Origin of the sequence: Guptibacillus hwajinpoensis, from assembly GCF_001039475.1 — a bacterium.
In the GTDB taxonomy this organism is placed as follows: Bacteria; Bacillota; Bacilli; order Bacillales; family Guptibacillaceae; genus Guptibacillus; species Guptibacillus hwajinpoensis.
In genome coordinates this window covers 693-23,455 of record NZ_LELK01000005.1, presented here as the reverse complement: position 1 = coordinate 23,455, position 22,763 = coordinate 693, and the positions used below count along the sequence as shown (strand labels likewise).

Here is a 22,763-nt window from a genome sequence, read left to right as displayed (position 1 = left end):
CTGTTGAATACAGGAATCATCTCCTTAGGTCAGCCTAACCCTTTTTTAAAGTGTCCTTTACAAAGGGTACAGTTTAAAATTAGCAGGCTTTCTTTCTAGCAGCCTCTTTTCTAAATGCTCTTTTCGTAGACATTGTTGCTTTTAGAATTGAAGCGGAATTTAACTAGCTATAGCAACAATGTCTTTACAGATAGAGCCTTTTATTAAGAAAAATGCAATCCAGTTGTGATTAAATAACCGACAAGTATTCCTAAAATAGTAGAAATGAATACATAAGACCACTTTGATTGAAACTCAATCGAGACTCCGTTGATAGGTTCATATAACCAACTGTATTGAACAAACCCAAGTATGAACAGTAACATAATTCCGTAGGATAAACTTGTCACTGCCGATTCCCCCCTTACACCCTATCCGTTCTCTTTAAAATTTTTATCAACATATTTCGACAAATATCGTTCCATAAAACGAACGACTAATCACGAAATAAAATTAGGAGCATCTTCTATTCAGTAGAAGATGCCAGTTCAATCATACGTTCTTTACTCATTGGACCAACTAACCTTTTCATTATTATACCATTTTTGTCAATCACATAGGTAGTAGGGATTGTAATTGTTGCAAATGTTTCTGACTGCATGCCATCGGTATCCATTAGCACAGGAAATGTAATTTCATAATCTTGAATGAACTTGTCTACCATCTCGATGGATGATTCCTCGCTCGTAATATTTACAGCAAGGATTTCTGCATCATATTGGTCAGCGTATTCTTTATAGAACTCCTCCATATGTGGCATCTCTGCCTTACAGGGTGGACACCATGTTGCCCAAAAGTTAACAAAAACCACTTTACCTCTATAATCGGAACGTTTCACTTCCTGACCTTTTAATGAATATAATGTAAAATCAGGGGCTACATTGCCTTCGTTAATTCCAATTTCTTGTTCTCCTGTTACTTGTGCAGTCGTTATTTCTTGGTCTACACTTCTTTTGTCTGTGTTAGAGGAAATAACACCAATAGCGATAAGTGTAATAAGGACAACTATTCCAAACAGTGACCTTTTCATTCAGAGCTCCTCCTCGTATGCAAGTGAAGTAGAATAAATGCTGCACATCCCGCACTCAAAAGATTTATTAACTGCCAATTTGATAATCCAAGTACCACCGGCTTACCAGTGTAAAATTCCAAAATGACGGAAAGAATCCCTCCCCAAAGGAGAAGATCAAGAAAAAGCCATTGAGATGATTTCGTCACAACTAATAGACCAAGCAGAAGAACGTGCAGTAACATAAACAAGAAACTACCATCACTATACAGGATGGAAAGTCCTTCAATGATGACCGAAGCCATTTCGATCGCTATTCCAAATAGAAATAGGATTCTACTTTTCCCATCATGCTTTACTAATTTCCACCAAACGTACCCTATACTTAAGAATAGTGCTATTACAAAACCGTAGGTACCTCCCGTAAAATACAGGAGGGACAATGGAGCTGACAAAACAAGCGTTGGATTAATGATCAATAAACTTACTTTCCAAACAAGCACAAAAAAAATGACCGTTTCATATGCAATAGAAGATGCCGTTGAACGGTTGTACCATTTTTTCTCTAGAAAATAAATAATCAAGATTGCAGCAATGATTCCAATTCCAGCCCATACTAACTGATCTGGAACCGAAATTTTCCCAATAGTAATCATGAGCTTTTTCACCTTCACTGACTATACTTTTTAACGTAAGCTATCGACTTTTAACTAGAAGTTCAACAGCTTGTTTCACAACATCTTCTGTTGATTCTCCTTTATCTAGTTGTTCACGTAAACATTCTTCAAGATTAGATCCAACAATTAACCCAATTGTACGATCGATCGCTGTTCGACTTGCAGATAGTTGAGTTATCACATCTTTACAATCCGAGTCTTCTTCCATCATACGTAGAACACCGCGCAGCTGGCCTTCCACCCTCTTCAAGCGGTTTTTCATCTCTTTTGTATATTCCATAATTAGCCTCCTAATTTAACTATATAAATTTCTCTTTTCGAATATTCTGTCATAAATAAATTAATTTCTTGCTACTTCTCTTCATATATTGTAAAATAAATCGTAATTTAAGGATAGGAAAAAGGTTTAGGTAAATAAAAGGAGGCAGTGCCCTTTGGATTTATCCGAAGATGATAAACGGTTATCGAAAATTTATCGAAAAATTGTTACCTCGAACGAGTACAAAGCAGGTAAAATTCTTGAGAAATTAGATAACGAAACGAAAGACAAAGTATTTAATCTCATTCGCATGAACAAAGCAGACTATGAACACCAATTAAATAAACAACAACTTCACCAATAATAGAAAAACCGGCTGATTCAAGCCGGTTTTCTTTATGCCAAAAGTTCATTTAAAAGCCAGGACATCAGTAGTCCTGGCTTTCATTAATTAATACTATATTACCCCAAACGTTCGTGAACCTTACTCATAACGGACTTTCTTAATTCACTCAGTTTGTTCTTACTGTTATCTAAATTGTCACCATTGACACCAAAGTAGAACTTAACTTTCGGTTCAGTACCAGAAGGACGCAGGCAGAACCATGATCCATCTTCAAGCTTGTACTTCAGCACATTGGACTTCGGAAGATCGATTTTCTCGGTAGCTTCTTTTTTCAAATGCGTTCGAACGCTAGTTTGATAATCCTCAACACTATCAACACTTAGACCAGCCGCTTCAGTTGGAGGCTGTTCACGGAATTGAGCAAGTAGAGAAACAATCTTTTCTGCTCCTTCTTTTCCTTTCAGTGTTAACGACTCTAGTCCTTCTTGATAATAACCATATTGCTCAAATACCTCTAACAATCCTTCGTAAAGCGTCATCCCTTTTGACTTATAGAAAGCAGCTACTTCGGCAGCTACGAGACAAGCTTGTACAGCATCTTTGTCACGAACAAAGTCACCAACAAGGTAACCATAGCTCTCTTCATATCCAAACAAGAAGGTATGTTCACCTGATGTTTCAAATTCTTTGATCTTCTCACCAATAAATTTAAATCCAGTCAACGTATCATACGAGGTAAGTCCATTGTCCTCTGCAATTTTACGGCCAATCTCTGATGTAACGATTGTTTTCAGAACAGCGCCGTTTTCTGGGAGCTCTCCATTTTCTTTCTTTTGAGTGATAATGTAGTTCAACAAAAGGGCACCTGTCTGGTTACCTGTGAGTACTACATACTGACCTTCTTTATTCTTCACCGCAACTCCTACACGATCCGCATCAGGATCTGTCGCTAGAAGTAGATCGGCATCCTGTTTCTCACCATACTTTATCGCGAGCTCAAATGCAGCGTGCTCTTCTGGATTTGGTGAAGAAACTGTAGAGAAGTTAGGATCTGGGAGCTCTTGCTCTTCGACAACTGTTACTTGGTTAAATCCATAAGCTTTAAGACCTTCACGTACTGGAAGGTTTGCTGTACCGTGTAATGGTGTAAAGACAATTTTTAATTGATCGCCCATTTCTTCAAGAAGGTTCGTATTTACGCGAAGTGTTTTTAACTCTTCAATGTACTGCGCATCAATTTCTGCCCCTATCATCTGAATAAGGCCCTTTTCTTTCAACTTCTCTTCTGAAGTCACTTGTACTTCTAATTCATTGTCTATACCGTCAACATAGGAGATAACCTCTGCCGCTTCTTTAGGTGGTAGCTGTCCACCATCTTCTCCATAAACTTTGTACCCATTGTATTCGGGAGGGTTATGACTTGCTGTAATAACGATACCTGCGTAGGCGTTTAACTTCCTAACTGCGAATGAGAGCTCTGGAGTGGGGCGCAGTTCTTCAAATACATACGTTTGAATGCCATGGGTCGCAAGCGTCTTTGCAGCCTCCATAGCAAACTCAGGAGACTTATGACGAGAATCATACGCAATTGCTACTCCACGTTTTTTGGATTCTTCACCATGTGCATCTATGTATTGAGCAAGACCTTCAGACGCTTTGCGAATTGTATAAAGATTCATCCGGTTTGTACCCGGACCGATTTCACCGCGCATACCGCCTGTCCCAAATTCAAGATTCTTATAGAATGCATCTTCAATTTGTTTGTCTTGTCCTTTAAGAGCTTCAAGATCTTTTTTCAGTTCCTCATCAAGTGAAGTCGCTGTTGCCCATCGTTGATATTCGTTTTTCCAGTCCATTTTTGCCTCCTATTATGTATGTATCTTCTGTCATGATATACATTCGAGAGGATCAACCAAAATCCTGCTACTTTTAAGGATTGGTATACATTCTCTCTACTTCTTTATTCATCATAATACGAATTCAAATATATGCCAATGACATTTCAGAAAAATCACTTTATCTTTACGTAAGCTAGTCAAAAAAAAAGCAAGCCGAGTATCGGCTTACTTCTTGTAATGGATTTCATATAAATCTTTTCTTCGATCGCGGAGTTGCCGAACAGTTCCTGATTGACGCTGCCTTCTAAGTATTTCAAGGTCAACATCACCGACAACAACCGTTTCGATATTCGGGTGGCACTCACCTGCAATGCCATCTCTTGAAAATGCAAAATCAGACGGTGTGAAGATTCCTGACTGTGCATACTGCACGTCCATATTCTCTACCTGAGAAAGGTTTCCTATTGTACCGGCAATAACCGTATAGATTTGATTCTCGACAGCTCTAGCCTGTGCACAGTAACGTACACGAAGATATCCCTGTCTGTCATCTGTACAGAATGGGGTAAAGAGAATATTTGCTCCTTTGTCAGTCGCGATTCTTCCTAGTTCTGGAAATTCAATATCGTAACAGATCTGGATTGCGATCTTACCGCAATCTGTATCAAACACTTCGATCCCATCCGATCCGTGAATCCCCCACCAGCGGCGTTCATTCGGAGTAACGTGAATTTTGTATTGCTTTTCAATTGTCCCATCTCTTCTAAATAGATAAGCAATGTTATAAATTTTCTCATCTTCTAGAACAAAGTGAGATCCTCCAATAATGTTCACATTGTATTTTACAGCTAGATCAGTGAATAGTTCGATATAAGGCTCTGTATACTCCGTCAAACGTCTCACAGCTTTACTAGGGATCTTCTCATCCATAAATGACATCAACTGTGTGGTGAAAATTTCAGGAAACACAGCAAAATCCGATCCAAAATCAGCCGCTACATCAACATAATATTCAACCTGATTCGCAAATTCCTCGAATGACGAGATTTTCTTCATCGCATATTGAATAGCACAAATTCGGACAGGGAAAGAAGATCTAAAATGCCTGCGAGTCTTGGCCTTGTATTCTACATTATTCCATTCCATTAATGTGGCAAATTGCTTTGAAGCTTTGTCATCAGGTAAATAATTTGGATTAATTCTCATAACGTTAAATCCGTTCATTAATTGGAATGTAAGAACTGGATCGTATATGTTTTGAAACTTCACTTCTTCAACATATTCTGATGCTTTCATCTCATCTGCATGCTTATGGTAATTCGGTATTCGTCCACCAATAATAATACTTTTTACATTTAAATCGCGCGCGAGATCCTTGCGCGCATCGTAAAGCCGCTTGCCTATTTTCATTCTTCGGTACTCGGGATCAACCATTACTTCAATCCCATATAAGTTATACCCGTCTGGGTTATGGTTCGTAATATATCCTTCATCTGTGATATCGTCCCAGGTGTGCTGGTCGTCATACTCATCAAAGTTTACCATTAAGCTTGAACATGACCCAATAATCTCACCTTCAGCCTCTACACAAAACTGGCCTTCAGGAAAAATATCTAAATGGCTCTCAAGATGATCTCTTTTCCAGGGATCCATACCGGGAAAACACTTTTTCTGTAAGGCAAGAATTTCGTCTATGTCCTCATAACGAATAGGTCTTACTTCAATCTTCTTTTCAAACTTCGATACATCTAATTCTGACATCTGCTTTCCCTCCACATTCTATCTATTTTACTATGTACCCTATTTATTCACTATCTTACCTTGATTTTATCATACGATTAATTAAATAGAAGAGACTGACATTCGTCAGTCTCTTTGTATTTACGCTTGTGTTGTTCCATTCTGAGAAATGCTAGACAATGCGGTACCTGCTTCTTGCTGGCCCGGTGTCTTCGTAGCGAAGTCACCTAGTGATACCATTCCGACAACCTGATTGTTCTCTACAACAGGCAGACGTCGAATTTGGTTCTGTGCCATTAATGCAGCTGCTTCTTCTGCACTCATGTTTGATGTGGCCGAGACGATATTATCAGACATACACTGACTCACCTGACAATTCGCATTTCCTCCAGTTGCAGTAGCTCGAGTCGTGATATCTCGATCGGTAACCATTCCACAAAGCTGCCCGTTTTTCATGACCGGTAGTGAACCAATGTTATACTGATTCATTAACGCTGCTGCTTCCTGAATTGACTGCTCTGGAGTTACAGACACAATATTCTTTGACATGAGGTTTTGCAGATTGTTATGCACAAGCATTCCTCCCGAGTTAGGTTCTATATGAAAGACAATGTCCTTCACCCTCTAGTGTAGACTCCTTCTCCTTCAATTATTTTTCCTTATTCTGTGAAATGAAACTGTTCTCTGTATGAAAAACAATATGCTTTCCATCGCTTTTCGCAATAAGTGTACCAATTTGATCTGTTCGTAGTATTGGGATATTTTGTGACTTCAGTCTTTGTAATACGCTATCGTTTGGGAAATGGTATCTGTTATTTCTACCTACAGATATTACAGCAGCTTGAGGTGAAACAGCTTTAAGAAATTCTTCTGAGGTAGCTGAATCTGCACCATGATGTCCTAATTTCAACACATCTGAAGCTAGATGTTTCTTTTTCATCGAAGATATCATATTTTTTTCAACCTCAACGCCTGCATCCCCCATTAGAAGAAATGTGTTTTGCTTATGACGCAAGCGTAAAACAGCACTGTAGTCATTAAAGTCCTCGTATTCTGCTCGTTTTTGCGGGGAAAGAATCTGGACATTTATGTTTCCAAATTTAATTTTCTTTCCTTCCTGTGCGAACAGAACCCTAATTTCTTTTTTCTTTATCACTCGGTTTAGAGCCTTATAATGACCAGTAGGATAAGACACATTAGGCATGATGATTTCCTCAACTTCAAATGCCTTCAATACTTCATCCATTCCGCCAATATGATCATGATGGGGGTGTGTTGCAACAACATAATCAAGATCTTCTATCCCTAACTTCTTAATATATTTTGTAACAGTGTCACCATCTCGATTATCCCCCGCATCAATCAACATGGATTTGTCTCCATGCATAACTAGAATACAATCGGCTTGTCCAACATCAATGAAATGTATTTCTGCCTCATCGGATTGTGCTATTACATTGTGTGGCAATAGTGATAAAAGAAGAAGCCAAGAAAAGAATATAGCTACATACTTCATATCAATTCCTCCAGAGCATTTCTTCTTAATAGTATGTGCGTTTCTTTTCTAACTAAAAGAAAAAAAGCTTCCCATTTAGGGAAACCTTTTAAGAACGAACTTCTTCTTCCTCTTTTCTAAAGAAACTTTTCATTGCGTGATACACATCTTTTTTCTCTTTAAGAATATAATGCCTGAACTTAGGATCGTGAATGTTCTTGTATGCGCTCATCAAAGTTGAATGACGATTATACGCATTGACTTCACCGTATCCAAACATATTTGAAACTTTCATAATTTGATTAACTAGCTTGACGCACCGTGTATTGTCTGACGTTAAATTATCTCCATCTGAGAAATGGAACGGATAAATGTTGTAGCGAGTCGGCGAATACTTTCCATCAATAAGTTCAAGCGCTTTTCGATAAGCGGATGAACAAATGGTTCCACCGCTTTCTCCTTTTGAAAAAAAATCGTCTTCAGTGACGACTTTTGCTTCTGTATGATGAGCGATAAACTCAATCTCCACTGTTTCATATTTAGATCGTAGAAAACGAGACATCCAGAAGAAGAAGCTTCTTGCCATATACTTTTCCCATTTGCCCATGGATCCACTCGTATCCATCATTGCTAGAACAACCGCTTTTGACTCTCGCTTTATTTCTTCATTCCACGTCTTGAAACGTAGATCATCTTGATAAATTGGTGCAATCGAAGGTGTTCCGCTAATTGCATTTCGCTTATACGCCGTTAAAATCGTTCGTTTCTTATCAATATTGCCCATTAGTCCAGTTTTTCGAATATCATTAAATTCCACTTTTTTCTGAACAACATCGGCTGTTTCTTTTTCACGTAAATTTGGCAGTTCAAGTTCTTTGAATAGAATATCTTGAAGTTCTACAAGTGATACTTCCGCTTCATAATAATCATCCCCTGGTTTATCTCCTGCTCCTTCACCCTTGCCTGCTCCAGGCTTCTTTTCACCAGAGCCATCACGTGCTACTACGTCTCCCACCTGGCTATCGCCTTCACCTTGCCCAACATGCTTTGACTTGTCATAGTTGTATCGAATTTTATATTCATCAAGAGAACGAATTGGTATTTTAATGACATCTCGACCGTTGGATAGAATAATGTTCTCTTCACTGATGAGGTCCGGGAGATTGTTTTGGATAGCATCCTGAACTTTTTCGGCATGGCGTTGTTGATCCTGATAGCCTTTACGGTGGAGGGACCAATTCTCCTGAGAGACGACGAAATTGTTGGAATCCTTGTCTTTCATGCCTTATTCCCCTCCTTAAAAAAATAAAATTTCTATCGGAAATTTATTCAATGATCGATGATCGCTCATGATGATTGTTCAAAGGCCTAATGTTAATGTGGACATCCCTTGGCTGCGTGGAATAGTATACTTTATCCTATGCAAATACAAGCGATAATTGACAATTAATTCTGACAAATAAGGCTTTATCGCTCTTATTTCATGAATTTATTAAAAGTTGTACACTTTTTCATCTGTTTTGGTCTCATTCAAAGGAGTAGAAACAAAAAAGTAACTCCCAATCTGGGAGTTACTCTTTCCTATCGTTCGTTTCATGTTGTTTAGGATCTGGTCGGCGTCCTTTTTCTTTCACTTTTTCAATCGTATCGAGCTTTTCCATTTCCTTACCAAGCTCTTTCATCTCTTCCTCATCCATTGCCATCGAACTGTTTTCAGGCTTTTCTTTACGATTTGCCACAATGAATCACCTCACGAGGTACAATACCCATATTTTGTTTATCCTAACCTAAATTAGTTATTTGTGGAAACTGAAATCGAATTCTTCAATCGGCCAGTAACGAAGATTCACTTTACCTACGACTTGATCCATCGGAACAAAACCAATATGTCTACTATCATAGCTATGTCGACGATTGTCACCTAATAGAAATAAATACCCTTCTGGCACTTCAACTTTCCCTGTCTTATCTTCTAACTTAAAATTCTCCGTTAAATTCCCATTAAAAATCTCATCTTTATACCGATCAAGATAAGTCTCTTCTATCTTCTCACCATTAATATATAGCTCATCATTTTTATATTCAATCATATCTCCAGGGAGACCAATTACTCTTTTAATGTAATCTTCTTCTTCATTTGCATGAAAAACAACAAGATCAAACCGATCTGGTTCAGATACTTCATAACCAATTTTATTAATAATTAAACGATTCCCATCTTGAATCGTAGGCATCATAGACTCACCGTGAACTACATAGTTCGTGATTAGAAATTCACGTATAACAATGGCTAGGACGACAGCTATAGAAAAAGCTTTAATCCATTCCCATAGCGGGCTGCGTTCCTTCTTCATGTTAAACCTCTTTTCGATACGTCTTTACGTATAATCTATCACTCATAATCCATAGGCACAACCTCACAAGGTTTTGGTAACGGTTTCAATTCCATATTGCATACACATATAAAAAAGCATACCTAGTAAGGTATGCTTCGTCATGTTATCGATTCAACAGACTGCCAACATAGCGGAGCAATTCATTTGCTGAAATTGAATTATAGCCATGTTCATCAATTAGGCGGGCAATCACTTCGTTTATTTTCTTAAGCTGGTTTTCATTAGGCGTCTTAGAAGAGGTTGTGATCTTCACCACATCTTTTAGATCAGCAAATAGCTTCTTTTGAATCGCCTCTCTTAAACGTTCATGCGAGTTATAATCAAACTTCTTCCCTTTACGAGCGTAGGCTGAGATTCGAATGAGAATCTCTTCTCTGAAAGCTTTCTTTGCATTCTCTGAAATTCCGATTTGTTCTTCTATAGAACGCATTAACTTGTCATCTGGACTCATTTCCTCTCCAGTAAGAGGGTCGCGCAGCTTATTTTTGTTGCAATATGCTTCTACGTTATCAAGGTAGTTATCCATAAGCGTCTTCGCACTTTCTTCATAAGAGTAAACAAATGCTTTCTGAACTTCTTTCTTTGCGATTTCATCGTATTCTTTACGTGCAATTGAGATAAAATTCATGTAACGCTCTTTATCTTCCTTTGAGATAGATGCATGTTGATCAAGTCCATCCTTGAGAGAACGAAGCACATCAAGCGCATTGATTGAAGGCACTTCTTTACGAATAATTGTAGATGAAATGCGGTTTATCACATAACGCGGATCAATACCGCTCATCCCTTCATCTGAATGCTCTTTATGAAGCTCATCTACATCAACCTGATTAAACCCTTCTACAATCTCCCCATCATAAAGTCTCATTTTCTTAACAAGATCAACACCTTGTCGATTTGTATCCTTCAACCTTGTTAGAATTGAGAATATAGCAGCTACTCGGAGTGCGTGAGGCGCAATGTGAACATCCGCCACGTCACTTTCCCGAATCATTTTTTCATAAATACGCTCTTCCTGACTCACTTTTAAGTTATAAGGAACAGGCATGACGATGATACGAGAATGAAGAGCTTCATTCTTCTTATTTGAAATAAAGGAACGATACTCAGCCTCATTCGTATGAGCCACTACCAGTTCATCTGCAGAAATTAATGCAAATCGACCCGCTTTGAAGTTCCCCTCCTGCGTTAACGAAAGCAAATGCCATAGAAATTTCTCATCACACTTCAGCATTTCCTGGAACTCCATCATTCCACGGTTCGCCTTGTTCAATTCTCCATCAAATCTGTAAGCTCTTGGATCTGACTCTGAACCAAATTCAGCAATAGTTGAAAAGTCGATGCTTCCAGTTAAGTCGGCAATATCCTGTGATTTTGGATCAGACGGACTGAATGTTCCAATACCTGTCCTTTTGTCTTCGTTAAAGAAGATTCGTTCAACCATAACATCTTCAATACGCCCACCATATTCTTGTTCCAGACGCATTACATTAAGTGGAGATAAACTTCCTTCAATACGAATACCATACTCATCATGGAATTCCTCTCTTAGATGATGAGGAATCAGATGCAAAGGATCTTCATGCATTGGGCATCCTTTAATCGCATAGACTGCTCCAGAATCTTCATGGGAATATTTCTCAAGACCTCTTTTCAGAACTGTCACTAACGTTGATTTACCTCCACTAACAGGACCCATTAACAACAGAATACGTTTTCTAACATCCAATCTTTTCGCAGCAGGATGAAAATATTCCTCTACTAAACGTTCAATTGCTTCTTCTAGTCCGTAAAGTTCTTCGGAGAAGAAAGAATAACTTCTGTTGCCGTCTACTTCATCAATCCCTGCATCTTTTATCATATTATAAACACGTGAATGAGCTGACTGCGCTACTTCAGGTCGTTCCCGGATAATTTCTAAGTACTCACTAAAGGTGCCTTCCCACTTCAGCCGCCTCTCATCTTCTCGATGCTGCTGTATCTTGCGTAAGATATCCATTAAGAGCCCCCTCCAAGTTTGATTCATCGGATTTAATACATGTTATGCGGGGATGTCCTATAACATTCGGCTTTCTTTTCTCTTCGGTTTTATGAGAGTAAGGTTCTGTCAGACAACGTTCAATCAGATTATATTAGTTAAACGATCAACGATAGAACAAAAAAAGAGCCGGTAGGACCGGCTCCATTTTTTTACGTATGATAGACAACTGTAAACTCGCTTAACTCATTTCCTGTTGCAGGGGACTTCTCTTTGGATTCACGCTTTTCCTTATGAGCATTTTTGAAAGAATCTGAATGCACCCAGTTTTGATAAGCTTCTTCATTTTCCCATTTAGTAAAAACGATAAGCTTACCATCCTCAGCAGACTGTTCAAGGAACATAAATTCCAAACAACCCTCTACTTCTTTCATACTTTCAGCACTTTTACCAAAACGCTGCTTCATCATGTCTTTCGCTTCATCAGGTACTTTTAACTCATTCATCACAACATACATAAGTAAATCCTCCTTTACCTTTCATCCCTATAGTAACGAATTCCAGCTTTTTTTTCCAATTGTATCTACTCCAAACACCAAGAATTACCCTCAAAACATTCACAGCATTAAGAACTTGGTTTATAATGAGAGGTAGATTTGGACACAATTTTACCTGAGGAGGATGAGACCATGAGTTTCCTAGGTATTTTAGTAGTAATCTTAGCTTTCCTTGCAGCCATCTTTACAGCCGGCTACAACGACCGCCCAAGCAAAACCAAAAAAGGAACACGGTAAAACGAAAAGCGGAAGCCCTCGCTTAGACCCGTCAGGCACTGGAGCCCTGCAATTGGAACACGGTCTTTGTGTTCCGGTTGTAGGGTGAAGTGACAGAGGGTCTGAGGGCTGCAGCTGGATCTAACGAAAAGCGGAGACGAGCGGTTAGAAACGGAGATATTGGAACTCTTGAACTAGAACACGCTTTTGGTGTTCTGGTGAAAGTGTGAAATATCGCAGTTTCTGCGAGTCGAAGCTGGATCTAACGAAAAGCGGAGCGGGCCTGCCTAAATCCGCAGGGCATTGGAACCCGTGAGAATGAGACGCTTTTTGTCTCAATCTCATGGGTGAAATGACCGAAGGATTTGGCCCGCGCAGCTAGACACGAAAAGCGGAAGTGGGCGGTTAAATCCGTAGGATGTTGGAGCCCTCTCGAATGAGATGCTTTTTGTCTCAATCGAAAGGGTGAAACAGCCGGAGGATTTGCCCACTGCAGCTAGACACGAAAAGCGGAAGTGACCGTTATGTTCAAAACCGCCTAGATATCGTAACTCTTGAAAAAAGAAGAATTACATATCGAAGTGTTTTACCAAAAAAGAACGACCTCATATGAGGTCGTTCTTTTTACTTCATGCCAGGGTAATTCTGCTGTCTTAGTGCTTCATACACCATAATAGCTGCTGTGTTTGAAAGGTTAAGTGCGCGCACATGATCAGTCATTGGTAGACGGAGGCAGCGCTCTTTATTGTTCTCAATCAAATCATCTGGCAGACCATTTGTTTCTCTTCCAAAAACAAAATATGTGTTTTTGTCGAGATCAGAGTAGTCAAAGTCAGTGTGCGTGTTTGTACCATATTTCGTAATATAGTAATAATCCCCATTCGGATTTTCCTTAAAGAATTCATTAAGGGAATCATAGTAATGCACATCAGCATACTGCCAGTAATCCAATCCAGCACGTCTAAGCATTTTATCATCAGTTGAGAATCCAAGTGGACGAATTAAATGTAAGCTTGTATTGGTTGCTGCACACGTACGAGCAATATTGCCAGTGTTAGCAGGGATTTCTGGCTGAAAAAGGACGATATTTAAAGACATATTCATTCACCTCCACATCAAAACATATCTATTATAGCATGTTTTGATCCTGGTGAAGGAATACACTAATCTTCAATATGAAAAAACTTATATTTAATGTCCGGTGTCCAAGCAGTCGAATCTTCATATGCCCAGTAACGCAATCGACTGTTCATTGTATGAGCATTAACAAGTGGATGACCTTTTTCATCCTGATCCACTACAAAAGTAGTATGTTCAAAACGCCCATCACCATCAAAATCATAGCAAATGACATCCCCAGGGACTAGATCATCAGCCTGAGATACTTCTCGTGCTCTTAGTCCGCTTTTAGAACCACTTAAATGCCAGCGTAGTGCATGGGCTACCGTCCATGAATAACTCCAACTTTTGCCTTGCATCCACCATCCTTTTGTACGATCTGGATATCCACGCATGGGTGCCTTTCCAGCATGAAGACATTGCGAAATAAAATTTGTACAATCAACATCAAATGCCTGATAAGCAGGATTATGATCATCCCACCACCGCTCAGCGTATTTCACAGCTGAAAGACGATCATAATAGGAGCCTTTTGATCGACTTAAAGCATTACCGCTTCCTGCTTCGTTTGCTTCAGTAGCATTCCCCTCTGTTTCAACAGATCGATCAAGGACAAGTGCACCTTCCTCCATTTTTGCTAATCTTTTTTCTAAGCGTTCTTCCTGATAAATTTTATCCCCTTGCTTAATGAGATATTGATGATGTAATAGATAGTCGTAAATTTGAGTATGAACAAGATTCTTTTTACCAAGAAGAATACCACGGTTTTGGATGCGAATAACCGAAGCTCCTCTTTTCTTGCATTGATTCATGTATCTTGCTGCAGCTTCTTCTTCATCTGCAGGTCGGGTTCCTAATCGGGAATGCTCTGTACAATTTAGTAAGCTCAAAGCTTGTTCTTTCCAAAATGATTTAAGCTCATCTCCCCATCCCATGTGCGTCCCCCCTCATCGCACTTTATGACAGGGATCTCAATCACATGCCTTAGAGTTACAGCTACTAAAGAGTTGGGTGAAAACTGAGGCCACTTTAACAAAATAAAAACCAGCTATCCTCTCTTTGTTATAAGAGGAAATCTGGCTTTTGGTTTTATTTATTAAGGTAGTGCTACATGCATTGCGTTCTGCTGTTCGAGCGATAACAAGTATTCTTTCTTATCAACGCCACCGCCGTATCCTACTAAAGCTCCATTACTACCAATCACACGATGACAGGGTACAATAATAGGTAGTGGATTACGATTATTAGCTGAACCAATTGCCCGGACAGCTTTTGGGGCAGAAATGTTAACAGCGACATCTCTATAAGATCGAGTTTCACCATACGGGATCTCAGTGAGGTTATTCCATACTTTCTGTTGAAATATCGTTCCAACCATATCTAGCTTAAGATCAAAGAACCTTCTTTTACCACTAAAGTATTCTTCTAATTGAATAGTTATCGGTTCAATTATTTCAGGATTGTAAACAAGATCCGCTTTCACATGATGTTTTTTATACCACGTTTCAGCAACGGGTAGCACATCATCCGCACAGCCAAAATCAATCCTACTAACGCCTGCAGGACTAGTAAATACCGTTATTGTACCGATTGGCGATTGAAACTCCCCATAATGAACCACTTGTTTCTCCATTATATCCCTTCTTTTTTGTACATTTTTCACTATCTTACAACGCAAGTTACTGTTTGACCATCAGCATTAAACCTTATTTTGAAGCATTGACAAGCCTTTAGCTATCTCATTAGCTGCATCCTTGTCTTTTTCTCGCATTTGCTCCATATAAAGGGCATGATATGCTTTATCTCCGCCAATTTTCCCCAGTGCCCATGCTGAAGTTCCTCGTATGACAGGACGTGGATCTTTTTGCATCAATTCAATCAATGTTTCAATAGCTGTTTCATCTTTGTAATGCGCAAGTGCTAGAATAGCATTTCGTTGAATTGGTTTTTTGCCTCTCCAGGAACCAGCAGCATTTCCAAATTTCTCTTTAAACTCACGGTTACTCATCGTTAGTAGTGGAATTAACTTTGGTTTAACCATTTCTGGATCTGGTTCAAGCTCTGGATGATGATGAAAATCTTTGCCTTTATTTTTAGGGCAGACGAGCTGGCACGTGTCACAACCATATAGGCGGTTGCCAAGTTTGGAGCGGTATTGATCTGGAAGAAATCCTTTTGTTTGAGTGAGAAATGCAATACACTTGCTAGCATTGAGCTGTCCCCCCTCAATAAGCGCTCCTGTTGGGCAAGCATCAACGCATATATTACAGTCTCCACACCCCTCCTCTACAGGTTCATCCGGTTCTAAATAGAGATCCGTAATCATTTCACCAAGGTAGACCCATGAGCCAAATTCTTCGGTTATTGTCATTGTATTCTTACCACTAAATCCAATGCCTGCTCTTTCTGCGACAGCTCTATCGGACAGTTCTCCTGTATCGACCATTGAACTTGTGCTCACTTCAGGAACCTTTGATTTAATATATGCATCTAGAAGGGAGAGTTTCTCTCTAAGCACATGGTGATAATCAACACCCCAGGATGCGCGACAGAAAAGCCCTCTTCGCTCTCCACGTTTACTTCTTGGGCTCTCTTTCATTCTAGAGGGATAAGCAATGGCAATTGATATAATAGTTGTCGCACCATTAAGCAGTAGTTCTGGTTCAGTTCGTTTCTCAATATCAGATTCTTCAAACCCTGACTGATAACCAAGATCCTGCTGTCGTCGTAACCGTTCTTTAAGAGATTTAAAGGGATCAGCAGCTGCAAAACCAATTTTATCAATTCCAATCGTTTTACTGTATGCTACAATATCTGATTTTAACTGTGCGTTTAGCATAATCTCCCCTCCTTTCATTACTCTTTTTTAATCCGTTATTTGATCTTTAACGTACGAAGTCTATTTAATACTGCCGCCATGTCAGATCGTCTAATACGCGCAACATCTCCAGGATGCTGATTCTGAAATAAAGAAAATGCTCCTATTCCTTCGTTATTCATCCGATCTTCTATGTGATCAAGTAACTCAGGAATTGTATACTCTCCAAGTAAATTGTTTCTTTCTAGATAATGAAGCACATCAGCCGCTAGACGAGTTTGACTAGGGTCTACGAGTTGTTCAACCTGATGCAACGATAAATCAGTATTTCCATATATGATATGATGCAATCCTTTGGCAGCAACCTTTGCTTTCTTGCCACTCTGACTGTTCAAACTTGTCTTTGCCGGAACTCTTCTTCTCATTTCACCAAAACGCTCGCTACCCTCTTTATAGCGAGTGTAAGTATTCTCATAAGAAATTCGTTTTGCTTCGTCAGTTGCATCATAAGGAAGGTAATTTTCCATTAATATGACGTGATCAGCTACATCAAAGTAATCACCTGACCCACCCATAACAAGAATCGTTGATATGCCGTGATCTGTATATAACTGCTTAACACGATCAATAAATGGAGTGATCGGTTCCTTTTCTTTCGCAACTAATTGCTGCATCCGATAATCGCGAATCATAAAATTTGTTGCGCTTGTATCTTCATCAATAAATAACGCTTTTGAACCAGATTCAACAGCTTCTATAATATTAGCAGCCTGTGACGTACTACCGCTAGCATTCTCTGAAGTAAATGAGCTTGTATCTTTTCCATAAGGAAGGTTTTGTATAAACGGGGAGATATCAACGCCGGTAACTTTCCGACCGTCTTCTGAACGAATCTTCATAGCATTTTCATTCGAAATCACGAATTCTCTTCCGTCCCCTTCAATATGATCATATACGCCGTGTTCCATTGCACGCAACAGGGTACTCTTACCATGGTAACCACCACCTACAATCAGCGTGATCCCTTCTTTAATCGCTAGTCCCTTAATGGGCTCCTCTCGATGAGGGAGAGTGAGTGATACTTCCATTTGTTTAGGTGATTGGAACAGAGCGGCCTGATCCTTCATAGGTCGGTCGCTTATTCCACTTTCCCGTGGTAATACAGCATCGTTAGCAACAAATGATACGAATCCATTGTCTACTAAATGCTTCCTAATAGCATATTGTTGATCAGCCAAATAGAGTGCTTTCATTATTTTGTCTTTTTTTAATGAGAATACAGAGTTACTCACAATCTCTTGCAACTGATGAAACAACATATGCTGAGCTTGTCTCCCTAGGACACGTCTTCCCTGTGCTGGTAGACCAATGGATAAGCAAATCGTAACCATATCGTTTGTAATGGTCACAGCTGAGCGTTCAATTACTTTTTGGCCGGGGGCATCAATAAAGATAAGACCGCTTTTTCCAGTACCTTTCGCCCTACTCTGCTGCTTCTGTATCGTCAAAGCTACTTTTCTTGCGATCTCATCTTCCGTTCGAATTCTTCGAACGTTTGTTAAGTCACATTCTGAATCTATTATCGTTTTACGTCTCGGTATAATTATTCTAATTCTAGAGGGATTTGCAAAGGGATCTCCCTGAACATAATCTAATGAAAGGGTATAATCAGGGAATATATAGCTTCCCCTAATGTCTTTATAAGCCTTATATCCTTTACCATCTATTTTTTCTAATTTGCTTTTAAGTTCGTTCATATGAGGTAAACCTCCTTATAAGCTTCGTTTCTTTGTATGTGATAAAATGTACGAAAATGTATAAATCGGAGGAAAGCCATATGATACAGTTATCAGTCTCCCCACTTATCACCAATACACTTCCAGATTTTAAAATTGGATACGCTATTTATCATGATATCGTGGTTGAGAATTCACCGCAAATGGTGCGAGGGCGCTATCAATTCTATCAAGAAACGATGATGATGGATCTCGAAGAAACAGAATTAAGTCATTTCAATGCCGTTGCAGAATGGCGTTCCGTTTTCAAACAAATTGGAACAGATCCTTCTCGCTACCGTCCTTCTTCAGAAGCACTATTGCGTCGTTTAAAAAAAGGCACATCTTTACCACTCATTCATTCTGCTGCAGATATCAATAATCTTCTCTCACTACAATATAAAATACCGATTGGGATATATGATCTGGATCAGGTAGAAGGTGCTATTACAATTCATCTTGGTGATGAGTCACATTCATATGAGGGTTTGAACGGACGTAATGTGACATTCCAAAATAAGCTTATTTCTAGTGATGCTATTGGTCCTTTTGGTAGTCCTATTGTGGACTCAAAACGAACTGTAGTAACAGAGAATACTGAAAACGCAATACAACTTTTCTATATACAACCATCTTTACCTACAATTGAAGCAGAGAAACTTGTTAAGGCTTCATCTGAAATGTTTAACCAAATTCATGGTGGTCATTACCAATTCGGCGTAATTGATCGTATAAAATAAAAAAACGCAACGCTTCGTTAATATAACGAAACACTGCGTTGGGTAAATGGTGAAAATTCGAGGAATTTCTACATTCCTCGCTGATGTAGATAGAATACCACAGAACAATAACAATAAACAATAGATTTTTATAATTTCTTTACATTTCACTTATCAACCGTTTCTATTAAGCTCTATGCGGTTTGACGATTAAACGAAAAACCACCTATAATCAAGCAGAGAGACATGCAGAAAGGAGAAAGGATATGGAACCATTCTCAACACCATTTTTTGAGGAGAACTTTCGACAATACATACAAAAAAACAGTGATGTATTTTCAAAATTAGAAGCGATGAACAGCTATTATCGCTCAGTTGTATCCTCCATGATTTATGATAACTTAAATAAAAACTCTGAAATCGTGCGGCGCATCCGTAATCTTGATGCTGCTTACAAAGAAATTAAACAAGAAAATACTGAAGCATAAATATAAGCTCTCTTTCTATAAGAGAGCTTTTTGATCGTTTGGTATTTTACATATCGCATGAATCTGTTGTACAGGAATTTGTATCTTCTCCAACAACTTCTAACGTTTGTCCATCTCCCCAGGCTTTTACAAGTGCCTGCTCAAACATTTCAGAAGGCTGGGCACCTGAAACGGCATACTTACCATCAAACACAAAGAATGGAACGCCTTGAATACCAAGTTGACTACCCATCGATTCATCATTACGAACTTCTTTTGTGTACTCTTCTGTGCTTAGCATGCGTTTAATATCTTCACCATCAAACCCAAGTTCTTCTCCAAGTGAAGCTAGTGTCTCATGATCGCCAATATTTTTGGACTCTGTGAAGAACGCATAGAAAAGACGTTCAGACATTTCGTTCATTTTCTCGTTCTCTGTTGCATAATGCACAAGACGATGAGCGTCGAACGAATTTGTAGGAATCATTTTATCAAAATCATACGTCAGATCCTCTCCAGCTGCCTGCTGTCTCATGTTCTCGCACATGCCCTTAGCCTGTTCTAAGCTCACATTATACTTCGCAGAAAGGAGCTCTGCCATGCTCTCTCCATCAGCTTCTTTTGCGTTAGGATCTAGTTCAAAGCTTCTGAAGATCACTTCTACCTGATCACGATGAGGAAAGCTACTAAGCGCATTCTCAAGTCGTCTTTTACCTATATAACAAAATGGACATACAAAATCTGACCATACTTCAATTTGCATCAAATCACTCTTTCGTTACATTATTCATTATCACTATATATATTTTATCACGCAGACAAAAAAATGAGCAGATTTCTGCTCATAGTGTCTTTGTAAACTACTGCAGTTTAGGCGGGACCGATGGATTATGAACTGTAGATCCCACTTCATCAAAGAGAGTAGTTTTCTGATCAACAGCACTTTGTGGAATAGGCTCTTCTAAAGGAACATTTGACACTCCTTGTAAAATACGATTAATTGCTTTTAACTCTTTATAAAGATTCGCTACATCTTCCTTTGTTGCAGGTTGTTTTGATTCCCTTAGTTGAAACCCCAATTGCCCATTAGGTTCTAAAGTAGCATTTGCTACGTCAGAAATAGTGTGAACTTGTGATTGTCTTAATTTCATCTCAAGCTAATCCACAGTGAACCTTAATTTCTTAAGGTTTTTTTCTTCTATAACACCATTTTTAATAATAACTTTCGAACGTCCAGTAATGAAACGTTCTAACCAATCAAATTTAAGCTGGCTATATTCTACAAAAACAAGGCTCAAAACAAGCGCTAAGCCAACTAAAAGCGTTGTGAAAATATTTTTACCAACGATCGGCTGAACAAGTAACGATCCAATGCCAATCATGATTACTACCTGAACAAGCGTCATTTGAGAAATTGACTTTCGACCTGCTACACGTAATAGTAACGTCTCTCCGATCACAATTAAAACTGCTTTCCATATGAGGTCAATATCCATAAACAGCCTCCTTACTAAACTTATGAGAATACAACTTAGTATGGACGAATTGCATTTTAAAACACCTTTGCATTGACCACTAGAAGTTAGTAAACAACAAAAAAACTTCAACGATAAACGTTGAAGTTTTGTAATTACGTATGTAATGGTACCGGTGGTCGGGTTCGAACCGACACTCCTCTCGGAACACGATTTTGAGTCGTGCGCGTCTGCCAATTCCGCCACACCGGCAAGTACCATATTTAATTTAGGCAGAAAAATAAGTGGTGCCGGAGGCCGGGCTCGAACCGGCACGGAGGTACACCCTCCGCAGGATTTTAAGTCCTGTGCGTCTGCCAATTCCGCCACTCCGGCAGGACTTTAAGTGAAGATATGAAATTTGGAGGCGGCACCCGGATTTGAACCGGGGCGTAAGGGTTTTGCAGACCCGTGCCTTACCACTTGGCTATGCCGCCTTAAAATGGAGCGGAAGACGGGATTCGAACCCGCGACCCCCACCTTGGCAAGGTGATGTTCTACCACTGAACTACTTCCGCAACAAAAATGGCTGGGCTAGCTGGATTCGAACCAGCGCATGACGGAATCAAAATCCGTTGCCTTACCGCTTGGCTATAGCCCAAAAANAAATCCGTTGCCTTACCGCTTGGCTATAGCCCAAAAATGGGGCGGCTGATGGGAATTGAACCCACGAATGCCGGAATCACAATCCGGTGCGTTAACCACTTCGCCACAACCGCCACAAAAAATATTTAAATTGGCAGGGGTAGTAGGACTCGAACCCACACCGGAGGTTTTGGAGACCTCTGTTCTACCTTTAAACTATACCCCTATCAAGATGGTGGAGGGGGACGGATTCGAACCGCCGAACCCTGAGGGAGCGGATTTACAGTCCGCCGCGTTTAGCCACTTCGCTACCCCTCCAAATTGACAATTACCATTGTAATACACAATGTATGATATGGCAATGGTAAATGATCCATTTTCGGAAAAATGGTGCCGGCCAGAGGACTTGAACCCCCAACCTACTGATTACAAGTCAGTTGCTCTACCAATTGAGCTAGGCCGGCAACATGGTGGCTCCGGACGGAATCGAACCGCCGACACGTGGATTTTCAGTCCACTGCTCTACCGACTGAGCTACAGAGCCATGTTGTTATATTATATTAGTTGTCCCTAAAAGAACTACAATAAATTTTGGTTGCGGGGGCAGGATTTGAACCTGCGACCTTTGGGTTATGAGCCCAACGAGCTACCGAACTGCTCCACCCCGCGATAATGGGATTGAAATGATGCTGCACCTGCTCATTACGCTGTGCACTGTTTCTTTCTCTACAAGGTTATGCTCCGAAGCGTATCCGTCGAAACAACTCGATGCTGTTTCAAGGAAGTATCACTTGTTGCTCCGCCCTGCGACAGTAATAATTATATTAGTAAAAATGGCGGTCCCGACGGGAATCGAACCCGCGATCTCCTGCGTGACAGGCAGGCATGTTAACCGCTACACCACGGGACCTTAGAAATGGTGGAGGATGACGGGCTCGAACCGCCGACCCTCTGCTTGTAAGGCAGATGCTCTCCCAGCTGAGCTAATCCTCCACAGATTGAAAATGTTGCTATTAGTATTGAGTAAAGTTGGTGACCCGTACGGGATTCGAACCCGTGATACCGCCGTGAAAGGGCGGTGTCTTAACCACTTGACCAACGGGCCAATACTATTATGTAGGTAGTGGCGGAGAGCGAGGGATTCGAACCCTCGAGACGGCTTTGACCGTCTACACGATTTCCAATCGTGCTCCTTCGGCCACTCGGACAGCTCTCC

At 39.9% G+C, this 22,763-nt stretch carries 22 protein-coding genes, 15 tRNA genes and 1 pseudogene; 3 read left to right on the top strand and 35 right to left on the bottom strand.

The features are described from left to right. Positions 1–203: 203 nt before the first annotated feature. From AB986_RS22125 to AB986_RS17690, 4 genes are all read right to left on the bottom strand, one after another. A complete protein-coding gene (locus AB986_RS22125) occupies positions 204–389 on the bottom strand; it encodes a hypothetical protein (protein ID WP_152671031.1) in 186 nt (61 codons plus the stop codon). Positions 390–505: 116 nt separating this feature from the next. Beyond that, positions 506–1,069, bottom strand: a complete 564-nt coding sequence (locus tag AB986_RS17700; RefSeq protein WP_048312979.1) for a peroxiredoxin family protein — start codon at positions 1,067–1,069, stop codon at positions 506–508. Further along, positions 1,066–1,704, bottom strand: a complete 639-nt coding sequence (locus tag AB986_RS17695; protein WP_048312978.1) for a hypothetical protein — start codon at positions 1,702–1,704, stop codon at positions 1,066–1,068. Before AB986_RS17695 ends, AB986_RS17700 begins: the two co-directional genes overlap by 4 nt. Before the next feature lie 40 nt (positions 1,705–1,744). Beyond that, positions 1,745–2,005, bottom strand: a complete 261-nt coding sequence (locus tag AB986_RS17690) for a metal-sensitive transcriptional regulator (protein ID WP_048312977.1) — start codon at positions 2,003–2,005, stop codon at positions 1,745–1,747. A gap of 154 nt (positions 2,006–2,159) precedes the next feature. Here AB986_RS17690 and AB986_RS17685 point away from each other — a divergent pair, with 154 nt between their 5' ends. After that, positions 2,160–2,348: a hypothetical protein gene (locus AB986_RS17685; RefSeq protein WP_048312976.1), complete on the top strand. Its 189-nt coding sequence runs from the start codon at positions 2,160–2,162 to the stop codon at positions 2,346–2,348. Positions 2,349–2,446: 98 nt separating this feature from the next. Here the strand turns inward: AB986_RS17685 and AB986_RS17680 are convergent, their stop codons facing one another. From AB986_RS17680 to AB986_RS17620, 14 genes are all read right to left on the bottom strand, one after another. Then, on the bottom strand, positions 2,447–4,186 hold the full coding sequence (locus AB986_RS17680; RefSeq protein WP_048312975.1) for a phospho-sugar mutase: 1,740 nt from the start codon (positions 4,184–4,186) through the stop codon (positions 2,447–2,449). Positions 4,187–4,393: 207 nt separating this feature from the next. Continuing rightward, positions 4,394–5,929: a bifunctional GNAT family N-acetyltransferase/carbon-nitrogen hydrolase family protein gene (locus AB986_RS17675; RefSeq protein ID WP_048312974.1), complete on the bottom strand. Its 1,536-nt coding sequence runs from the start codon at positions 5,927–5,929 to the stop codon at positions 4,394–4,396. A 120-nt stretch (positions 5,930–6,049) separates the two neighbouring features. Next, entirely contained in the window at positions 6,050–6,487 is a 438-nt protein-coding gene (locus AB986_RS17670) for a CBS domain-containing protein (RefSeq protein WP_048312982.1), read from the bottom strand. Positions 6,488–6,557: 70 nt separating this feature from the next. Continuing rightward, the gene (locus AB986_RS17665) at positions 6,558–7,424 is read right to left on the bottom strand and encodes a ComEC/Rec2 family competence protein (RefSeq protein WP_048312973.1); all 867 of its coding nucleotides are present in this window, start codon (positions 7,422–7,424) and stop codon (positions 6,558–6,560) included. A gap of 88 nt (positions 7,425–7,512) precedes the next feature. Then, entirely contained in the window at positions 7,513–8,685 is a 1,173-nt protein-coding gene (gene yhbH / locus AB986_RS17660; protein WP_048312972.1) for a sporulation protein YhbH, read from the bottom strand. Between the two features lie 289 nt (positions 8,686–8,974). Further along, positions 8,975–9,142 (bottom strand): hypothetical protein, encoded by a 168-nt coding sequence (locus tag AB986_RS22615; protein WP_169749947.1) that lies wholly within the window; start codon positions 9,140–9,142, stop codon positions 8,975–8,977. Positions 9,143–9,199: 57 nt separating this feature from the next. Continuing rightward, positions 9,200–9,757, bottom strand: a complete 558-nt coding sequence (lepB, locus tag AB986_RS17655) for a signal peptidase I (RefSeq protein ID WP_048312971.1) — start codon at positions 9,755–9,757, stop codon at positions 9,200–9,202. 145 nt (positions 9,758–9,902) lie between these two features. Continuing rightward, the gene (locus AB986_RS17650) at positions 9,903–11,798 is read right to left on the bottom strand and encodes a PrkA family serine protein kinase (protein ID WP_048312970.1); all 1,896 of its coding nucleotides are present in this window, start codon (positions 11,796–11,798) and stop codon (positions 9,903–9,905) included. 191 nt (positions 11,799–11,989) lie between these two features. Beyond that, entirely contained in the window at positions 11,990–12,295 is a 306-nt protein-coding gene (locus AB986_RS17645) for an antibiotic biosynthesis monooxygenase family protein (RefSeq protein ID WP_048312969.1), read from the bottom strand. An 879-nt stretch (positions 12,296–13,174) separates the two neighbouring features. After that, positions 13,175–13,648: a tRNA (uridine(34)/cytosine(34)/5-carboxymethylaminomethyluridine(34)-2'-O)-methyltransferase TrmL gene (gene trmL, locus AB986_RS17640; protein ID WP_048312968.1), complete on the bottom strand. Its 474-nt coding sequence runs from the start codon at positions 13,646–13,648 to the stop codon at positions 13,175–13,177. 65 nt (positions 13,649–13,713) lie between these two features. Further along, positions 13,714–14,604 (bottom strand): amidase domain-containing protein, encoded by an 891-nt coding sequence (locus AB986_RS17635; protein ID WP_053216245.1) that lies wholly within the window; start codon positions 14,602–14,604, stop codon positions 13,714–13,716. Between the two features lie 161 nt (positions 14,605–14,765). Next, positions 14,766–15,302, bottom strand: coding sequence for a methylated-DNA--[protein]-cysteine S-methyltransferase (locus AB986_RS17630; RefSeq protein WP_048312967.1), 537 nt, complete (start codon positions 15,300–15,302; stop codon positions 14,766–14,768). Positions 15,303–15,368: 66 nt separating this feature from the next. Next, a complete protein-coding gene (queG, locus tag AB986_RS17625) occupies positions 15,369–16,508 on the bottom strand; it encodes a tRNA epoxyqueuosine(34) reductase QueG (protein ID WP_048312966.1) in 1,140 nt (379 codons plus the stop codon). 35 nt (positions 16,509–16,543) lie between these two features. Beyond that, a complete protein-coding gene (locus AB986_RS17620; protein ID WP_048312965.1) occupies positions 16,544–18,244 on the bottom strand; it encodes an ABC-ATPase domain-containing protein in 1,701 nt (566 codons plus the stop codon). Positions 18,245–18,324: 80 nt separating this feature from the next. Here AB986_RS17620 and AB986_RS17615 point away from each other — a divergent pair, with 80 nt between their 5' ends. Together AB986_RS17615 and yvfG are read left to right on the top strand one after the other, a co-directional pair. Then, a complete protein-coding gene (locus AB986_RS17615) occupies positions 18,325–19,002 on the top strand; it encodes a B3/B4 domain-containing protein (protein WP_201779291.1) in 678 nt (225 codons plus the stop codon). Between the two features lie 245 nt (positions 19,003–19,247). Next, the gene (yvfG, locus tag AB986_RS17610) at positions 19,248–19,469 is read left to right on the top strand and encodes a protein YvfG (protein WP_048312964.1); all 222 of its coding nucleotides are present in this window, start codon (positions 19,248–19,250) and stop codon (positions 19,467–19,469) included. A gap of 46 nt (positions 19,470–19,515) precedes the next feature. On the opposite strand, the gene AB986_RS17605 is transcribed toward yvfG, so the two are convergent. The 17 genes and pseudogenes from AB986_RS17605 to AB986_RS17525 form a co-directional block, all read right to left on the bottom strand. Beyond that, positions 19,516–20,211 carry a DsbA family oxidoreductase gene (locus AB986_RS17605; protein WP_048312963.1) on the bottom strand — a complete coding sequence of 232 codons (696 nt, stop codon included), beginning with the start codon at positions 20,209–20,211 and terminating at the stop codon, positions 19,516–19,518. A 97-nt stretch (positions 20,212–20,308) separates the two neighbouring features. Next, a pseudogene (locus AB986_RS22930) lies at positions 20,309–20,830 on the bottom strand (DUF421 domain-containing protein). Positions 20,831–21,090: 260 nt separating this feature from the next. Then, positions 21,091–21,175, bottom strand: a tRNA-Leu gene (locus AB986_RS17595). Positions 21,176–21,208: 33 nt separating this feature from the next. Continuing rightward, positions 21,209–21,298: transfer RNA gene (locus AB986_RS17590), tRNA-Leu, on the bottom strand. A gap of 26 nt (positions 21,299–21,324) precedes the next feature. Continuing rightward, positions 21,325–21,399 (bottom strand) — tRNA-Cys (locus tag AB986_RS17585). A gap of 6 nt (positions 21,400–21,405) precedes the next feature. After that, positions 21,406–21,480, bottom strand: a tRNA-Gly gene (locus tag AB986_RS17580). Positions 21,481–21,488: 8 nt separating this feature from the next. Then, a tRNA-Gln gene (locus AB986_RS17575) sits at positions 21,489–21,563 on the bottom strand. A gap of 42 nt (positions 21,564–21,605) precedes the next feature. Continuing rightward, positions 21,606–21,681, bottom strand: a tRNA-His gene (locus AB986_RS17570). An 18-nt stretch (positions 21,682–21,699) separates the two neighbouring features. Continuing rightward, positions 21,700–21,773 (bottom strand) — tRNA-Trp (locus tag AB986_RS17565). Between the two features lie 7 nt (positions 21,774–21,780). Beyond that, positions 21,781–21,865 (bottom strand) — tRNA-Tyr (locus AB986_RS17560). A 70-nt stretch (positions 21,866–21,935) separates the two neighbouring features. Continuing rightward, positions 21,936–22,011, bottom strand: a tRNA-Thr gene (locus tag AB986_RS17555). Between the two features lie 4 nt (positions 22,012–22,015). Continuing rightward, a tRNA-Phe gene (locus tag AB986_RS17550) sits at positions 22,016–22,091 on the bottom strand. A 48-nt stretch (positions 22,092–22,139) separates the two neighbouring features. After that, positions 22,140–22,216 (bottom strand) — tRNA-Met (locus AB986_RS17545). A 165-nt stretch (positions 22,217–22,381) separates the two neighbouring features. Beyond that, positions 22,382–22,457 (bottom strand) — tRNA-Asp (locus tag AB986_RS17540). A 7-nt stretch (positions 22,458–22,464) separates the two neighbouring features. Then, positions 22,465–22,540: transfer RNA gene (locus tag AB986_RS17535), tRNA-Val, on the bottom strand. 37 nt (positions 22,541–22,577) lie between these two features. Then, a tRNA-Glu gene (locus AB986_RS17530) sits at positions 22,578–22,652 on the bottom strand. 19 nt (positions 22,653–22,671) lie between these two features. Next, a tRNA-Ser gene (locus AB986_RS17525) sits at positions 22,672–22,763 on the bottom strand.

Coding starts and splice junctions, on each gene's coding strand:
- AB986_RS17605 (WP_048312963.1), bottom strand. CDS start 20,211: ATGCAAATTGAAGTATGGTCAGATTTTGTATGTCCATTTTGTTATATA.
- AB986_RS17620 (WP_048312965.1), bottom strand. CDS start 18,244: ATGAACGAACTTAAAAGCAAATTAGAAAAAATAGATGGTAAAGGATAT.
- AB986_RS17635 (WP_053216245.1), bottom strand. CDS start 14,604: ATGGGATGGGGAGATGAGCTTAAATCATTTTGGAAAGAACAAGCTTTG.
- AB986_RS17645 (WP_048312969.1), bottom strand. CDS start 12,295: ATGTATGTTGTGATGAATGAGTTAAAAGTACCTGATGAAGCGAAAGAC.
- AB986_RS17700 (WP_048312979.1), bottom strand. CDS start 1,069: ATGAAAAGGTCACTGTTTGGAATAGTTGTCCTTATTACACTTATCGCT.
- lepB (WP_048312971.1), bottom strand. CDS start 9,757: ATGAAGAAGGAACGCAGCCCGCTATGGGAATGGATTAAAGCTTTTTCT.
- yvfG (WP_048312964.1), top strand. CDS start 19,248: ATGGAACCATTCTCAACACCATTTTTTGAGGAGAACTTTCGACAATAC.
- AB986_RS17615 (WP_201779291.1), top strand. CDS start 18,325: ATGATACAGTTATCAGTCTCCCCACTTATCACCAATACACTTCCAGAT.
- queG (WP_048312966.1), bottom strand. CDS start 16,508: ATGCTAAACGCACAGTTAAAATCAGATATTGTAGCATACAGTAAAACG.
- AB986_RS17650 (WP_048312970.1), bottom strand. CDS start 11,798: ATGGATATCTTACGCAAGATACAGCAGCATCGAGAAGATGAGAGGCGG.
- AB986_RS17690 (WP_048312977.1), bottom strand. CDS start 2,005: ATGGAATATACAAAAGAGATGAAAAACCGCTTGAAGAGGGTGGAAGGC.
- yhbH (WP_048312972.1), bottom strand. CDS start 8,685: ATGAAAGACAAGGATTCCAACAATTTCGTCGTCTCTCAGGAGAATTGG.
- AB986_RS17675 (WP_048312974.1), bottom strand. CDS start 5,929: ATGTCAGAATTAGATGTATCGAAGTTTGAAAAGAAGATTGAAGTAAGA.
- AB986_RS17630 (WP_048312967.1), bottom strand. CDS start 15,302: ATGGAGAAACAAGTGGTTCATTATGGGGAGTTTCAATCGCCAATCGGT.
- AB986_RS17665 (WP_048312973.1), bottom strand. CDS start 7,424: ATGAAGTATGTAGCTATATTCTTTTCTTGGCTTCTTCTTTTATCACTA.
- trmL (WP_048312968.1), bottom strand. CDS start 13,648: ATGTCTTTAAATATCGTCCTTTTTCAGCCAGAAATCCCTGCTAACACT.
- AB986_RS17695 (WP_048312978.1), bottom strand. CDS start 1,704: ATGATTACTATTGGGAAAATTTCGGTTCCAGATCAGTTAGTATGGGCT.
- AB986_RS17680 (WP_048312975.1), bottom strand. CDS start 4,186: ATGGACTGGAAAAACGAATATCAACGATGGGCAACAGCGACTTCACTT.
- AB986_RS17670 (WP_048312982.1), bottom strand. CDS start 6,487: ATGCTTGTGCATAACAATCTGCAAAACCTCATGTCAAAGAATATTGTG.